The organism is Pseudomonas donghuensis, assembly GCF_000259195.1.
Lineage (GTDB): Bacteria > Pseudomonadota > Gammaproteobacteria > Pseudomonadales > Pseudomonadaceae > Aquipseudomonas > Aquipseudomonas donghuensis.
This window is the reverse complement of the sequence record NZ_JH650774.1, coordinates 1-15276: the sequence shown is the minus strand read 5'-3', so window position 1 is coordinate 15276 and position 15276 is coordinate 1. Positions and strand designations below refer to the sequence as shown.

The window sequence follows — 15276 nt, the reverse complement described above, 5'->3', positions numbered from 1 at the left end:
CCCGCCACAGGTTCGGCGGCGCTGGCCAGGCCGACATGCAGGCCGAGGCCGCCTACGGCCGCGGTGGCGCCAGCGAACTTCAGCAACTGCCGGCGCTTGAGTTCCATTGAATTGGAGGTAGGCTTTTCAGCCATAAAAGGAGCCTCACGCTATTGTTGTTCGATTGTGCTGCGCCACTGCGTGGCGCTTCAGGTCCAGCAAGCAAGGGATGGCGCGTTATCGTTCAGGCGCCCAGCGGCAGGCGCAGGGCCCGACGTCGCAACTGCAGGCCGAACAACACCATCCAGAACGGGAAGATCAGTACCACCAGCACCAGCAGGGCATTGGTCAGCGGATCAAGGGCGGCAAAGAAGCCGGAAACGAAGTACAGCCCGAAGCACCAGCCCACCACCTTCAGCGGCAGCAGAACCGAACTGCCCCAACCGGCATGCTTCAAATGGCGCCCCACGACGATGCCCCAGAACAGGACGACAGGGCCTTCGCACCACCAGAGCCCGCGCTGACTACCCACGGCAATGGTTGTCCATGCTGCCTCGGCGCCAGCTCGCAGAGCCTCGCTGCCCGTCAGGTGCAATTGGGCCAGTGGATCGAGCACCGAAAGCTGAAGACCCGCACCGGTTACGCCAAGCACCACATAGGTGGCGATGGCCAGCAGGGCCATGTCCCCGAGCGCACCTGACTCATCGCGAAACTCGCGCCAGAAATAAGCCCCCACAGCCAACACCGGCAGGTAGAAACCCAGGATGTCGGCGAACATCGACAGCCTGAAGTACTGCCTGGCTTCAGCCGGCAGGGTCAGCATGGTCGCACCCTGCAACGTCACGGCCATGTCACCCTGAGTGACCATGAGCATGAAACCGACATTGAGGTAGGCGAACAGTCCGCCGATGATCGAAGCCCACGCGGTGAAACGCGCGGCCTCATTCGTATAGTTGTTCATTGCATCTCCGGAGTGGACAGATAGATCGGCAAGGCACCGCGCAGCGAGCGGCCGGCGCCTGGCCGCGGTTACGACGCTCGCGCCCGGCGGTTCAGCGCGTTGTCGAGCAGGTTTACACCCGCCAGGGCGGCCTTCACCGCGCACCATTGCAAAGGTTCGGGAAGCGTCGACGGGGTCTTGTGGCGCAGTGCCGTGAGCAAAGGCTGCTCGATGCCCCCGATGCGTTCCGCCAGCAGGAAGCCGATCAGCGATTGGGTGCCAACGCCATGTCCGGAGCAACCAGCCGTGTAGTAGATATTGCTGTGCGGCCCGGTTTCGCCCACCACAGGCAAGGCGTCGTAAGCCAGGCTGATATAGCCGCTCCAGCACTTGTCGATAGCCACGTCGCGCAACAACGGGAAACGGTCGTCCAGGGCTTGTCTCAAAGCGGCGTACGCCGCCCGGTCCGGCTCGTTCGGGGTCTGCGAGCCGTAGGCGTAACCCAATTGCTTGGTGGTTATCAGCAGGGTGTTGCGCGCGGTCAGGCGGTGGCTCTCCATGGTCCAGTGGGGGGTCACGATGCCCTCCCGGCCCTGCCAACCCAAGGACTGCAGTTGCGCAGCTGACAGCGGCTGCGTCTCAATGGCCGAGACCCGCAGCGGCGTGACCTTGTCGCGCAGCAAACCCAGTTGCGGAGTGTAGGCATTGGTGGCCAGGACCATGACCGGCGCGCTTGCCGAGCCTTTCTCGGTACGGCAGGTAATGGTTGGGCCGTCACTGTAGGACAGCAGCTTGGTCTGTTCGAACAAGCGAACACCGGCCTGCAATGCCGCCCGGCGCAAGCCCATCACGTATTTCCCGGGATCGAGCGTGCCACCGTGCTGAACACAACCGAAAAGGAACGCAGGCGGGATACCGCGAGCGCGCATTTCGTCGCGATCCACGAACTGAGTGACCGAACCCAGCTCATGGCCCAGCGCCATGCTGTGGCGCAGTCTCTTTTCCTGCGAGGGATGGATGACGGCACGGATGACACCGCTGGGGAGGTAATCGCAATCGATGGCCAGCTCACCCAGCCGTCGTTCCACGTAAGCCACCCCTTCATCGTAGAAGGACACGACCTTCCTCGCCTGATCCACGCCGAGCCGCTTGTGGAACAGTTCGAACTCGACGCCCATGCTGCCGGCTAGGTAGCCGGCATTGCGACCGCTGGCTCCGAAGCCTGCAAATGCCTGTTCGAGGACCACCACGCTGGCACCGAGCGCGGTGAGCTCCAGGGCAGTGGACAGCCCGGCGAAGCCCGCGCCGATGATGATCACATCGGCTTTGATGTCACCCTCGAGCTCCGGCTGCAGATCGTCCGGTTGTTCGACCCATCCACCGAGCAGGCGGAACTTGTCAACGTTGCTGCTGGGCTCGGACATGGTTGCCTCCGAAATTTGTTGTTGTTTAGTCAGACTCTACTGCTGCGCCCTATTTAACGCAACAACTGTTATGTTGTTTTTTACACGCATTCATCAGCAAGCATGGAACGGTATCCGCAGGCTTGGATAAGCGCGGCCGCACCACTTGAGACGGTGCGACCGGGCGGGCTCAGCGAGAATTTCGATCTGGAGGCGGTTCGCTCACTCCATGGCGGGAAAACAGCAACGTCCGGCCGTCGCCCTGCATCAGTGCAGCAGTCAGCGAAACGCCATCATCGCTGCGCGCCTCGCCGAAGGTAGTGCCGCCGTCCTGGCTGTTCACCAGCAAGCCGTCAAGACCTGCCACCAGCACGCGTTTACCTTCTGCCTGTATGGCGGTAATCGAGCTACGGCTGGTCAGAGGTATGCGCTGCCATGTACTCGCATCCGGCGTGCCGCGCAACAAGGTACCGCGTTGCCCGCCTACCAGGAGGCGGCCATCAGGCAGTACGGCACCACTCCACAGCGAGCCTTGGTAGCCGGTTTCCAGGTAACGCCAGGTCTTGCCCCGGTCATCCGAGCGCAGCAACTTGCCATGTTCGGCGGTGGCATAGACTGCCCCCCGCCCATCGCTGAACAGGCTCAGCAGGTTGAGGTCGGCGCGACTGCCACCGGGCTGGGGCTGCAAGGTGCATTCGGTCCAGGTGCGCCCACCGTCGTCGGTTGTCATTATCAACGACCACAGCCCAACCGCCACGCCCTGCTGGCGATCGAAGAAATGCACGGCGAACAGCGGGCGGTCGACATCACTGTCGATGCGCTGCACCGTCCAGGTTTCTCCGCCATCTTCGCTGGCCAGAATCGCGCCCCAGTGGCCAACGGCCCAGCCGTGCCTGTCATCGACGAAGCTGACAGCGGTCAGCGTGCTCGACAAGGGTACGCCGTGGGCCTGCCGGTAGCTGCGCCCCTGGTCGTCCGAAAGCAGCACGATGCCATGGTCACCAACAGCCACCACCCGCTCCCCCGCTTTGCCCGCACCCAACATCATGGCCTGCGCGGCATTGGCAGCAGGTGCCGCCGGTACCGCTTCCAGCCCTGCGGCCCAAGGCGCGACCATCGGCATGGCCGCTAGCAGGGCGATGCCCATGACCCGTTTCAGGTAGTGCATGTCATTCTCCTCAATGGGTCAGCGCGCCGACCATGCGCACCGGGCGCTTGCGTGGGAACACCCGTTCCAGCCAGACGGCGAACGCTGGCAGCACCGTCATGGCCATGACCATGTTGACCATGAACATGAAGGCCAGCAGCTTGCCCATGTCGGCCTGGAACTTGAGCTCGGAAAACGACCAGGTCGCCACGCCGACTGCGAGCGTGAGTGCGGTAAAGATGGTAGCGATCCCGACTTCGCGCAGGGCGCAGGCCACCGCGGTGGCAATGGGCTGGCCATGGGCCTGGTGCAGCTGGATGCGGTTGTAGATGTAGAAGGCGTAGTCGACACCGATGCCCACCGCCAGGACCATCACCGGCAGGGTGGCGATGGTCAGGCCGATCTGCAGCTCCTTCATGAACCAGTAACCGATGAAGGTGCCGAGCGTCAGCGGTAAACAGCACACCAGCACTGCCCTGAGGTCGCGGTAGACGATGAACACCAAGAAGGCGATCGCGGCATAGACATAGAGCAGCATCGGCGTTTCACTCTTCTCGACCTCCTCGTTGATCGCAGCGATCACCCCGGCATTGCCTGACGCCAGGCGCACGGCAATGCCCTGCTGTGGGTAGGCGGTGCGAAACGCCTTCACTGCATCTATCACCCGAGAGATGGTGGTGGCCTTGTGGTCAGCCAGGTACAGGTGTACCGCGGTCATGCTACAATCGGTGCGCATCAGGCCGGGCAGGCGCCCCACCTCGGCGGCTAGGGACGAATAGTTCATTGGGTCGATGGGCACCGCGCTCATCTTCGGATTGCCTTCGTTGTAGCCCTCGTTGAACTGGCGCATCGCCGATGAGAACGACGCCACCGAGAGCACCCCGGGTATCCCTTCCATGGCCCAGACGAAGCGGTCCTGGTATTGCCCCAGCGCAATATCCTCGCAAGCGTTGGCGCTGCCATCCGGCCCTGGCCGTACCTCGAAGACCACGCTCAGCCAGTCAAGTCCGATGTCATAATTGCCGGCGATGGCCACCGCATCGCGATTGAAGCGTGAATCCTCCCGCAGCTCGGGCGCCCCAGCCTGAAGCGAGCCGACCACGCGGTCATGGCTTTGCCACACAGCCATGACGAATACGGCCACGGCAACCACCAACACCCAGCGGGCGTTGCGCCACTGCGCTAGCCTCGCCAGGCCTTCCAGCCAGCGCGACCGCCGTTGGCGCGACACTTCCTCGGCGGCGGCATAGCGTGCATCGACCTTCATCATCGAAGCCACCAACGGCAGCATAACCAGGTTGGTGACGATCTTGTAGGCGACGCCGAGAGAGGCGGTGATAGCCAGTTCGCGGACCATGGGGATCGGGATCAGCAACAGGGTGACGAAGGACATCAGGGCGGTAACCAGCGCCAAGGTGCCGGGTATCAGCAACCCGCGGAAGCTGGAGCGTGCGGCCTGGGCGGCGGGCTTGCCATCGGCGATCTCGCGGACGATGTAGTTGATCTGCTGCACACCATGGGATACGCCAATGGCGAAGACCAAGAACGGCACCAGCACCGCCAGCGGATCGAGGCCATAGCCCAGCAGGCGCAAGCTACCGAATTGCCAGACCAGCGAGGTCAACGAGCAGCCCAGCGCCAGCAGCGTGAAGCGTAGCGAGTGGCAGTACCAGTACACCGCCGCCGCCGTCAGCAACAAGGCCAGCAAGCAGAACTCCAGCACCGCCGCCGCGCCATCGGCGATATCGCCAATCTGTTTGGCAAAACCGATCAGCTGGATCTCGAAATCGGCGTCCTCGAACGGCTGTCGTAACTGTTGCTCCAGCACCTGGTTGTAGGCCACATAGTCCAGGCGCTGCCCATTGCCATCGTATTCGTTGAGCTCGGCAGTGATCATCGCGCTGGCCTGGTCCCTAGAAACCAGGGTGCCGATGAACCCGCCCTGAGCGGTGGAATCAGCGATGCGCCCGATGATGGTGGCATCCAGCCGCTCGGGGGTCACCGTTCCCGGCACCAGCGGATCGGCACGAAAGCCCTCCTCCGTGATTTCGTTGACGAAGGCGTTCGGCGTCCAGAGCGAACGCACACTGCTGCGCGAAACACTGGGCAGGAACGTGACTGCCTGGGTCACATCGGCCAGCCGCCGCAAGCCTGCTTCGCTCCAGATGGTGCCGTTGCGCGCCTTGACCACGATGGTGAGACGATTCGCGCCGAGCAGATCCGCGCGGTATTGCTTGAATGTCTCGACGTATTCATGGCCAATCGGCAACTGCTTCTCGAAGCCAGCATCCATGCGCAGTTGCACGGCGAACCAGGCCATACCCAGGGTGAACAGCGCGAGCATCGCCAGCACCCAACCACGATGCCCGAACAACCAGGCCTCGGTGCATGCCAACAGGCCACGCGGTGGTGTTTCCTTGATCTGAATAGACATGTTCACAGCAGGCCTCACAGGGTGCGCGAAACGACGACACCTACGTAGTCGCGATCACGGAGCAACTGGTCGTAGGGCGTGTCGCCGCCCATGAACTTGGCGTAGTTGAACGACACCTGCCAACTGGCCGGGTTACGCACGAAGTTGAGGTAGAGGTTCATGCTGCTGGCGTCTTCGGTGAATGTCGCCGAGAGGTTGGGCGTTCGCCCACCGAGGGAGCGCGAATAGAAGATCCCTGGCGTCACCTGCCAGCCTGGAACCAAGGTGCCGTCGTAGGTGAGGCTGAAGTCCAGGTTGATCCCGGATGAGGTCTTGTCACCCCGAGCCTTCGGCGCCGTCGCAGGGTCCAGCTGCCAGGTGTTGCCACCAGCAGCGATGATTTCGCCGTCATAACTGCGGTGCAGCCCCGGGTACTTGATGACCACCAACTCGGTCAGCAAGGTGCCTGTGCTGGCGCCGGTGAAATCGAGCAGCGTGGGCGAGTTGGATGGCGTCATGCTGTAAAGCCCGGTGAGGTGCCACTGGAACTTCTTCTCGTCCTTCCAGCACTTGCTAGCATTGTTGCTGCACAAATCCAGCACCGGGTTGAGCGGCACCGCGTCCTTGGGCCGGTAGGACAGCTCGGTACCCACCGCCCAGTCGCCGATCGGCATGTTCGCGCTGATGCCGTAGAGCATGCGGTCTTCCGGATACTCCCACTTCTGCGCCACGGCGAAGGTGTCCGGGTCCAGTAGCCGTGTCGTCAGCGATGGCAACTTGTCGTGGTAGCGCAACACGTACAGGCCGACGTTCAGGTCGCTGTCCTGTGGCTGCCACCGTAGCGAAACGCCCCATTGCCCGCTGTCGCGGGCGTCCTTGTCGTCGAACCCGTAGGTCTTCATCCCGCTGCCCAGCGCCGAGGTGTAGGACCAGTAGCTGCCCACCGGTGGCAGCTCGCTCTTGTTCCAGGCGAACTGGTAATAGGCCTCGATGTTGAACCCATGACCCAAGCCCGACGCCAGGCTCAGCATTGGTGCTGGGAGCACCGCTTCCTTCAACTGCACGCCCGGGCGTGAGAGGGCCTGGATGTCGTAGGCGTTGGTGTTGTTGATACCGCCCTGCACGAACAGACTCTCGCCCCAGTTGATTACCTGATTGCCCAAGCGGGCGCGAACCCGCTGGTCTCCGACATCGAAGCCCTTGCTTACCCACAGGTCGAGCAGGCGCGCCTTGAACTCCAGGTCATCGCGGGCGGCACTGGTCAGCCCGTCCTTACCGACGCCATCAGGGGTGTAGAACGACAACGCGCCGCTGGTGTCGGTGGCTGCGAAATCACGGATCCAGCTGCCGCGAGCCATGAAGGTGAAGTCTTCCGGCATCTTCAACAACAGTTCATGGGTGCCTTTCAGGTAATGGGTGAACAGGTCGCCCTTGTCGTAGTTGAGGTCACCCTGGTCGCCAATGCCGGAGGTCTGTGCCAGGCAACCGCTGGGCGGGTGATGCCCGCTGGTGCCCTGGTTGATCAGATTGCAACCCTGGGACTCGGTGCGGATACCCATGCCATAGGAAATCGTCGAATCGAACGAGCCCCTTATGGACTCGGTCTCGAAAGTGAACCCCATTGCCAGGGGAGTCATGCACGCAATAGCAAGGCCTGAAGCTTTTGTGATTGTTGTTTTCATGTCGGCGCTCGAAGTGGGAAAGTTCAACGTTCGCTGATGGCACGCAGGTTGTCCGAGGTGTAGAAATCACGCTTCAGACGTGGGTTGCCGGCATCCTCGGTGAGCCAGCGATGGTCTTTCTTGCCGACGCCAATGGAGGTCATGTCGTAGAGGTAGCGACCGTCCACCAGGTTGTACTGGACCTGGGCTTCCATATCGCAGGTGCCGGTCTCGTAGACAGGGATGGGGTAGCCCTCGCGGACTTTCCAGATCTGCCCCTGCTTGTCGTAGTCGACCGCCACCAGGCCGTTCCAGCTGTCCTCGTCGATATAGAACACACGTTTGGGCGCCTGGTGGCGCATGCCCTGGCGGACGGTCGCCTCGACGACCCAGACCCGGTGCAGCTCATAGCGGCGATACTGCGGCGCAAAGGCGTTCTGCTGCGCAACATCCTCGATACGGGCGGATGCGTCATAGGCACCGAATGAGTTGTAGGGCACCAGCAGCTCCTGCTTGCCGACCAGCTTCCAGTCGAAGCGGTCCATCGGGCCGAAGAAGATGTTCGACTCGTCGATGGTGTACTGGTTGTCCAGGCCGATCTGCGGCGCGTCATAAGAATAGGACGGCATGCGACGCACCCGGCGCTGGCCGGGGAAGTAGTAGAAGGTGCTCGCTTGCTCGCCGGCCTTGGTCGTGACCACCCCGGCCTGGCCAGCCAGTGCAGCGGGCTCGTTGTAGGAGAAGTAGGTGGCAACCTCAAGTCGGTCGAACGAGGAGAACAGCGCACTGCCCTTCTGCCCCCACGGCGTGTACATGAACCAGTCGGTCGAGGTGCGCAACCAGCTCCCGCCACCGGTACGCGGTGAAAGGCCGGAAACCGTCTTGGACATATCGAAGCCTACGCCGCGGTAGCGCATCTTCATGTTCCACATGACCTCGGCGCCTGTGGTCGGCATGGGGAACGGAATGCCAGGAACATGAGCGTCCTGCAGCGCAACCCCGTCGGCGTCGAGCGTGGCGAAGCCGACATTCTTGCGCGTATTGTCGACGACGAAGTCCGGTGCACCGCAGGTGCGTCGGGTCGGATAGACATCCATGCGGTAATCGGGAACTTTCTTGAACAACTCCAACTGCCCTGGAGAAAGCTGTTTGGCGTACTGCGCTACATTGGCTCCCGTGATGCTGTAGAGCGGCTTGTCGTCCTTGAACTTCCAGGACTGCCCACGCACCTGCCCATAACTCCAGCCGGTGTCCTGCTTGCCCGGTGGAGCCCAGGCGGGAATCACGCCATTGGCGCTGGCGGCAACTTCAGCGCCCAAGGGCGTCAGTTTTGTTCCCAATTGCGAAGCATCGTTCTGCGCAGCCTGCACTGCGCCGCAGGCGGCCAGCGCCGCAAGCGCCAGTGCCAATGACCGCCCTCTGCAGACAATGGAAGTTGCAACATCAAGGCGCTGAATCACATCTTTCATGCGAGGTTCCTCACGAGCTCTTGGCGACCGCTCGACCTGCCTTGTTCGAGGCAGGACTTACGGCTGGGTTTGTTTCGAAAACATGGTCAGATAGCGACCACGCAATGACAGAGAGCAATTTGCTTGCCAATATTTTTTTACTCATATTTTCAACCACTTATAATTCTTATAACAGTTGATATGTGCTACCCGACGACTCAGATGCCCTCCTATACAGCACGCAGAACAGCAATATGTGCAATTACGGAACACTTGTTACCTTAAATCGATAGGAGATGGCTCCGCCCCTCTGCCCCTGGGCGAGTCCGAGCCGGGCAGGCAGGCGTTATCGAGGAAAGGAGAAAGACGGATGGCCGCAATCGACGCTGAATTACGTAGACAGGCTTTGGTCAAGGCAACATTCAATGAGCCTGTTGCCCTAATGCCGAAAAACATCGCCGATTCCGGCAACGGGATGAATGTGAGGGGCAATGCCAGGGCTCGCAGAAGCGCGCACAGTCGACAGGTAGACACTACCTGCACCCAGCACAACGAACACAATGACGATAAGCACTCGAGTCATGACGATCTCCGTAATCGGCGCTTTGCCGCAGCAGAGTTTGTTTTTGTTTGTGCGTCCTCTCCGAGTCTGACGGGCAACATTCTTGAGTGCTTCACATATCGCGCCACTAAACAGGCTTTTCATGACAGCCTGGAAAGCCATGTTCCAGGGTGGTGGACTGCTGTTACGATGACCCATCACTACCTCAGGCGCTGCATGCGCACTGCCAGACCAGAACTTTCGACATGACTTCTTTCGTCCTCGACATCGCCCTGCTCGGTTTCGACGAGTTCTCGACCCACGAGGGTCTGGACGCCCGCGCGCTGCTTGAAGAGGCAGGCGTGATGGAAGACCGGACCGACCTGCCGCTCAGCGGTGAGCGCTTTGCCGCACTCCTGGAGCTGGCGTCGCGCAGGTCCGGCAATGCGCTGTTCGGCCTGCAGCTTGGCTTGCAACAAGGGCTTTCGGCGCTGGGCACGCTGCACTATGTGATAAGCAGCGCTCACACGGTCGGCGATGCGTTGCAGGCATTGATCCGCTATTTCCCTACCCACAGCAACGGCGCAGAGCTAAGGCTTGAGCAACGGGGTAACCAAGCCTGGTTGCTCTATGACGTGATAGACGCAAACGTGTCGGTCACCCGGCAGACCGTCGAACTTGCCATGGCGCTCGGCACCAAGATCATGGAGAGCCTCCTGGGACGGGCCTGGAAACCCCAGGAGCTTCTGCTTCGCCACGCTGCCGGCGCCCGTCTGAACACTTACCGAGCCTTGCTGGACATCACTCCGCGCTTCGGCAGCGCGGTCAACGCCTGGGTATTCGATCACGCCCTGCTGACGCATGCGCTCGGTGAGCGTGATGCTGGCCTGCAGGTGTTACTGAAAAACCACTATGACGAGCTTGCGTATCTTACCCTGCGCGAGCTACCCGCCCATGTACGACGGCTGATGCGGCACGGCCTGTGCGATGGGCAGGCAAGCCTTGAACAGATAGCCGGGCAGCTTGCGCTCAGCCCGCGGACCCTGCAGCGTTACCTGCAAGCCGAAGGCACCCACTTCCAGGCGCTGCTGGACGATACCCGGCAGGCTATGGCCAAGCGCTATCTCTGTGACTCCGCCGTGAATCTGACACAGCTTTCCGCGCTGCTTGGCTATACCAGCCTGGGCGCTTTTTCCCGCGCGTTTACCCGCTGGAACGGGATCAGCCCGCAGAAATGGCGGCAACATCAACGGACAGGGCAATTGGCTGCACTGGAAACCCACGAGGTGTCACCGCCATGAAAGCGGTATCCGATGCGGCCAGCGAGCACAGAACGACCACTGGCTCATTTATCCGTGCGCTGGCGCTCAGCAAATTTACCGAATTCGCCAGCAATGAAGGGCTCAGGCCGACGGCAATGCTCCGGCTGGTGGCTTTGCCTGTGGACGTGGAACAATTCCCCCAGCAGATCCTTGCCTACCAACGCTACTGCGGGTTACTGGATCTGTGCGCACAACAAGCCGAGCATGCGCTGTTTGGTTTACGGTTCGGGATGCACCAAGGGTTGGCGATATTCGGTGACATGCTCTATCTGGTTGGCAGCACACAATCGGTAGGCGAAGCCCTGCTGGAGCTCAAGGACAACTATGCGGTCTTCAATGGTGCGGTCAGCATGGAGCTCATACCTGCACGCGAGCAGGTCTGCCTTGAGTTTTCAACGCCTCAGCAATACGGCCCCGGGCAGTTCCAGGCCGCAGAGCTGATGTGCGCCGTGGCCCTGAAACTGTTGCGTGCGATGATTGGTGACGAATGGCAACCTGATCATGTGGCATTTACCCACGCGCCACTTGGCAGCGAGCTGGACTACAGGAGCATCCTTGGCTCACGTCCGATATTTTCCTCGGCCTTTACAGGCCTGGTCTTTCCACGGGATGTCTTGTCGTTGCCACTAAACGCCAAGGACACAACATTGCACCAACTGCTGGAAACACACATAGGCCGGATGGAGCGGTTATCCAGCGCCGCGCTCCCTGGGTCCATCAAGCAACTGCTCCGCCACCTGCTTCCCAGCGGCCGTGCGACAGTGGAAAAGGCCGCCAGCTGGATGGTCTTGAATCCACGGTCCCTGCAACGCCAACTCTTCGCCGAGGGCACTTCATTCCAGCAGCTTCTGGACGAAGTGCGCCAGGAATCAGCCCAGCACTACCTGAAGGACCCGGCCATCAGCATGAACAGGCTGGCGAAGCTTCTGGGGTATGCAGACTCGAGCGGCTTCAGCCGCGCCTTTCATCGCTGGTTTGGCCTCACCCCGCTCCAATGGCAACGAAAAACCGGGCTGGCCAAGCAACCGCGCTTGCTCCGTGGTCGAAAAAACTACAACGGCCCCGCCGAGTAAATGCTGCCTGGCAACACTGTTGCCAGGCGCATGGCTCAGAACTGCGTACTTTCCAGCAGATACAGCGATTCACTCCCGGCTTTCACGGAAGCTATCAATGAATGGATCCGAGGTAGCAGGCGGGCAAAGTAGAAACGTGCGGTACCCAGTTTGCTTGCGTAGAAGTCGTCTTGACCTGCTTTGGGCAGCGCCGCATCAGCCATTCGCGCCCACATATAGGCGTAGACGGTGTAGCCAAAGACATGCAGATATTCGACCGAGGCGGCACCCACTTCGTTGGGATCGCCCTTGACGCGGTCCAGGATCCAGGCCGTCAACTCCTCGAGATTGAGGACCGCAGCTTTCAATGGCGCGGTAAATTCGGCCAGTGTTGGTGGCGCCGAGTGGATGAAACCCAGCACCTCGTCGATCAAGGTTTTCGCGGTGGCGCCACCCGTTGCCAGAATCTTGCGGCCGAGCAGATCCAGCGCCTGAATGCCATTCGTACCCTCATAGATCTGGGTGATACGGCAGTCACGCACCAATTGTTCCTGGCCCCATTCGCGGATATAGCCATGCCCGCCAAACACCTGTTGGCCGTGTAACGTGGCTTCCAACCCCATGTCGGTCAGGAATGCCTTGGCGACCGGCGTCAGCAATGCGACAAGTTCTTCTGCGCGCTTGCGCACGTCGGCGTCTTCACTGTACCTGGACGTGTCCAGTTGCATGGCGACATAGCTGGAGAATGCGCGCCCGCCTTCGTTCAAGGCTTTCATGGTGAGCAGCATGCGACGTACATCGGCGTGGACGATAATCGGATCGGCAACCCGCTGCCCATCGACAGGCCCACTCGACGCCCGCCCCTGGATACGATCACGGGCATAGCTGATCGCACTTTGATAAGAACGCTCGCCAGTAGCCAACCCTTGGACGCCCACTCCCAGCCGCTCGTAGTTCATCATGGTAAACATCGCAGCCAGGCCTTTGTTCGGCTCGCCGACCAACCACCCCTTGGCACAATCGAAGTTCATCACACAGGTCGCAGACGCCTTGATCCCCATCTTGTGCTCAAGAGATCCGCAGCTCAGGCTGTTCTTCTCGGCCAATGTGCCATCGTCATTGCTCAATACCTTAGGTACCAGGAACAGCGAGATACCCTTGGGACCGGCAGGGGTATCAGGCAGCCTAGCCAATACCAGGTGCACGATATTGTCGGTCAGGTCGTGCTCACCACCGGTAATGAAAATCTTGGTGCCGCTTATAGCGTAGCTGCCGTCCGCTTGCGGCTCGGCGCGAGTACGGATAATGCCCAGGTCGGTTCCGGCATGCGGTTCGGTCAGGCACATGGTGCCTGCCCACTCACCGCTGTACATCTTCGATAGATACTGGCTCTTCAACGTTTCGCTCGCGTGCGCATTGATTGCCATACAGGCGCCGGCGGTCAGCATGGGATACAGGCCAAATGACAGGTTGGCCGCGTTGACGATTTCATCGACCAGTGTCGAGAGCATCTTCGGCATGCCCATCCCGCCATGGCTGGTATCCCCTGCAACCCCGCCCCATCCGCCCTCGGCAAAGGCCTTGTAGGCTTCTACAAACCCTTGAGGTGTCGTTACCAGCCCGTCTTTCCACTGACAACCTTGCTCATCACCGGGACGATTCAGCGGTGCCAGTACCTCGGCTGCGAGCTTGCCTGCCTCGTTCAGGATCGCCTCGGCTGTTTCCGGATCGATAAAGTCGCGCAGAGCAGGAAACTGACCCCAAAGTTTACTGGCCTCGAATACTTCATTGAGGATGAATTGCATATCCCGCAGTGGTGCTTGGTAATCAGACATGGCATTTCTCGAAAATGAGTTGGGTGATGCGCATCCCGGGAGCGAAATGCACACGGGGCAACCGGATGACTTCTATTGCTGGAACAGACGGGTAGGCAGGCCAGGGAATTTGCCTGCATCTGCTGCCAACGACTTTGCAGAGGGCGCCAATTAAAGACAACCACTGTTATGCTAATTCGTGGAATTGTTCGTTGGCAATGCCCTTTCGGCTGTGCTGTCGCTGCCCCCGTGGTGTACCGGCTCGCCGCTCTGGCCGGTAGAAACCCGCTGGCACTTGGCTGAGAACGGCAATGCGTGCCGAGATTCAGGTGCGCATCACACAGCAAAATCGATAACAGGAAAGCCCAACGGTTCTTGAACACCTCGAGCGCATTCATGAATTGCACATTTTCTGGCGTGATCTGTTAAGTCTCTGCCGCTCGGAGCCTTTAGACTTCCAATCACCTACAACAAAAACCGGCAACCAGCCGATCGCTGGACTCGGAGAGTTTCATGCGCCGAATTGCGTTCATCGGTACGGTCACGCTTTTGCTCACCGGCACGTTGTATTCGGCAGAGCAAATCGTGCAGACCAGCCCTTTACCCTTAGCCTGTCTATCTGATGTCAAGTTTCGCGGACATCCTCAAACCCCTGCGCGATGCATTGGCAATCTAATGCTGATTTGCCCCCATCCTTCATCCGACAACCACGACTTCCAATCGTCAGAGCCCAGGGCTTTGAGTTCGGTAATGCACTGGCGCATGAACCCTACTTGCTGCCAACCCCCGTCAATGCAACACGCCCCCCCGTCCTATCGAGGAATACAGCATGCACTTTGAATACAGCCCTAAAGTTCGAGACCTGCTCGGGCGGCTTGAGCGCTTCATGGTAGATCACGTATACCCCGCCGAGCACGAATACCACGACTACATCGAGCGCTCCGACAACCGTTGGGTCATTCCTCCGGTGATGGAGCAACTCAAGGCCCGTGCGTGCAGTGAAGGTCTATGGAACCTGTTTCTGGCGAAGTTCGACGACTACGGTTCAGGCCTGACCAACCTGGAATATGCGCCGCTGGCCGAGGTCATGGGCCGCTCGTTCATCGGCCCGGAAGTGTTCAACTGCAATGCGCCAGATACCGGCAACATGGAACTGCTGGCCCGCTACGGGAGTCAAGCGCAGAAACAGCGGTGGCTCCAACCGTTGCTCAATGGTGAAATCCGCTCTGCATTTGCAATGACAGAGCCGGCCGTCGCCTCCTCCGATGCCACCAACATCGAATGCCGCATCGAACGGGATGGTGACGACTACGTGATCAATGGTCACAAATGGTGGACCACCGGCGCCCCAGATCCGCGTTGTGCGTTCCTGATCGTGATGGGCAAGACCGACCCCGATGCCCCGACCCATCACCAGCAGACGCAGGTCATCGTGCCGATGGATACCCCCGGTCTCAAGATAGTGCGCCCCCTGCGCGTGTTCGGCGACGATGATGCCCCGCACGGGCATGCCGAGATCCTGTTCGAGAATGTACGCGTCCCGGTTGGCAACCGGA

The 15276-nt window shown here is 60.5% G+C and carries 11 protein-coding genes; 4 read left to right on the top strand and 7 right to left on the bottom strand.

Annotated features, from left to right (window positions below):
• Positions 1 to 223: 223 nt before the first annotated feature.
• The 6 genes from UW3_RS0120425 to UW3_RS0120400 all read right to left on the bottom strand — a co-directional run bounded on the left by UW3_RS0120425 (position 224) and on the right by UW3_RS0120400 (position 9012).
• Entirely contained in the window at positions 224 to 940 is a 717-nt protein-coding gene (locus tag UW3_RS0120425; protein ID WP_010225164.1) for a hypothetical protein, read from the bottom strand.
• A gap of 68 nt (positions 941 to 1008) precedes the next feature.
• Positions 1009 to 2343, bottom strand: a complete 1335-nt coding sequence (locus UW3_RS0120420) for an NAD(P)/FAD-dependent oxidoreductase (RefSeq protein ID WP_010225163.1) — start codon at positions 2341 to 2343, stop codon at positions 1009 to 1011.
• Between the two features lie 169 nt (positions 2344 to 2512).
• Positions 2513 to 3490: a WD40/YVTN/BNR-like repeat-containing protein gene (locus UW3_RS0120415; RefSeq protein WP_010225162.1), complete on the bottom strand. Its 978-nt coding sequence runs from the start codon at positions 3488 to 3490 to the stop codon at positions 2513 to 2515.
• A 10-nt stretch (positions 3491 to 3500) separates the two neighbouring features.
• Positions 3501 to 5903: an efflux RND transporter permease subunit gene (locus UW3_RS0120410; RefSeq protein WP_010225161.1), complete on the bottom strand. Its 2403-nt coding sequence runs from the start codon at positions 5901 to 5903 to the stop codon at positions 3501 to 3503.
• Between the two features lie 14 nt (positions 5904 to 5917).
• Complete coding sequence (locus UW3_RS0120405; protein ID WP_337460033.1) at positions 5918 to 7564, bottom strand: DUF1302 domain-containing protein; 1647 nt, start codon at positions 7562 to 7564, stop codon at positions 5918 to 5920.
• Between the two features lie 23 nt (positions 7565 to 7587).
• Positions 7588 to 9012, bottom strand: a complete 1425-nt coding sequence (locus UW3_RS0120400) for a DUF1329 domain-containing protein (protein ID WP_026001421.1) — start codon at positions 9010 to 9012, stop codon at positions 7588 to 7590.
• Positions 9013 to 9361: 349 nt separating this feature from the next.
• Between UW3_RS0120400 and UW3_RS0120395 the strand changes: the two genes are divergently transcribed.
• Genes UW3_RS0120395 through UW3_RS0120385 form a run of 3 tightly spaced genes read left to right on the top strand, consistent with a single transcriptional unit; the run spans position 9362 to position 11927 of the window.
• A complete protein-coding gene (locus tag UW3_RS0120395; protein WP_010225155.1) occupies positions 9362 to 9802 on the top strand; it encodes a hypothetical protein in 441 nt (146 codons plus the stop codon).
• A complete protein-coding gene (gene qhpR, locus UW3_RS0120390; RefSeq protein WP_010225153.1) occupies positions 9799 to 10833 on the top strand; it encodes an AraC-like transcriptional regulator QhpR in 1035 nt (344 codons plus the stop codon). Before UW3_RS0120395 ends, qhpR begins: the two co-directional genes overlap by 4 nt.
• Positions 10830 to 11927 carry an AraC family transcriptional regulator gene (locus tag UW3_RS0120385; protein ID WP_010225146.1) on the top strand — a complete coding sequence of 366 codons (1098 nt, stop codon included), beginning with the start codon at positions 10830 to 10832 and terminating at the stop codon, positions 11925 to 11927. Before qhpR ends, UW3_RS0120385 begins: the two co-directional genes overlap by 4 nt.
• Positions 11928 to 11962: 35 nt before the next feature.
• Here the strand turns inward: UW3_RS0120385 and UW3_RS0120380 are convergent, their stop codons facing one another.
• Complete coding sequence (locus UW3_RS0120380) at positions 11963 to 13741, bottom strand: acyl-CoA dehydrogenase C-terminal domain-containing protein (RefSeq protein ID WP_010225143.1); 1779 nt, start codon at positions 13739 to 13741, stop codon at positions 11963 to 11965.
• Between the two features lie 808 nt (positions 13742 to 14549).
• On the opposite strand from UW3_RS0120380, the gene UW3_RS0120375 reads away from it, so the two are divergent.
• A partial coding sequence (locus UW3_RS0120375; RefSeq protein ID WP_010225141.1) for an acyl-CoA dehydrogenase family protein occupies positions 14550 to 15276 on the top strand: 727 nt, incomplete at its 3' end.

What these genes read in the sequence shown, in the direction of transcription:
- UW3_RS0120425 (WP_010225164.1), bottom strand. Translation starts at nt 940, where the DNA reads ATGAACAACTATACGAATGAGGCCGCGCGTTTCACCGCGTGGGCTTCG.
- UW3_RS0120420 (WP_010225163.1), bottom strand. Translation starts at nt 2,343, where the DNA reads ATGTCCGAGCCCAGCAGCAACGTTGACAAGTTCCGCCTGCTCGGTGGA.
- UW3_RS0120415 (WP_010225162.1), bottom strand. Translation starts at nt 3,490, where the DNA reads ATGCACTACCTGAAACGGGTCATGGGCATCGCCCTGCTAGCGGCCATG.
- UW3_RS0120410 (WP_010225161.1), bottom strand. Translation starts at nt 5,903, where the DNA reads ATGTCTATTCAGATCAAGGAAACACCACCGCGTGGCCTGTTGGCATGC.
- UW3_RS0120405 (WP_337460033.1), bottom strand. Translation starts at nt 7,564, where the DNA reads ATGAAAACAACAATCACAAAAGCTTCAGGCCTTGCTATTGCGTGCATG.
- UW3_RS0120400 (WP_026001421.1), bottom strand. Translation starts at nt 9,012, where the DNA reads ATGAAAGATGTGATTCAGCGCCTTGATGTTGCAACTTCCATTGTCTGC.
- UW3_RS0120395 (WP_010225155.1), top strand. Translation starts at nt 9,362, where the DNA reads ATGGCCGCAATCGACGCTGAATTACGTAGACAGGCTTTGGTCAAGGCA.
- qhpR (WP_010225153.1), top strand. Translation starts at nt 9,799, where the DNA reads ATGACTTCTTTCGTCCTCGACATCGCCCTGCTCGGTTTCGACGAGTTC.
- UW3_RS0120385 (WP_010225146.1), top strand. Translation starts at nt 10,830, where the DNA reads ATGAAAGCGGTATCCGATGCGGCCAGCGAGCACAGAACGACCACTGGC.
- UW3_RS0120380 (WP_010225143.1), bottom strand. Translation starts at nt 13,741, where the DNA reads ATGTCTGATTACCAAGCACCACTGCGGGATATGCAATTCATCCTCAAT.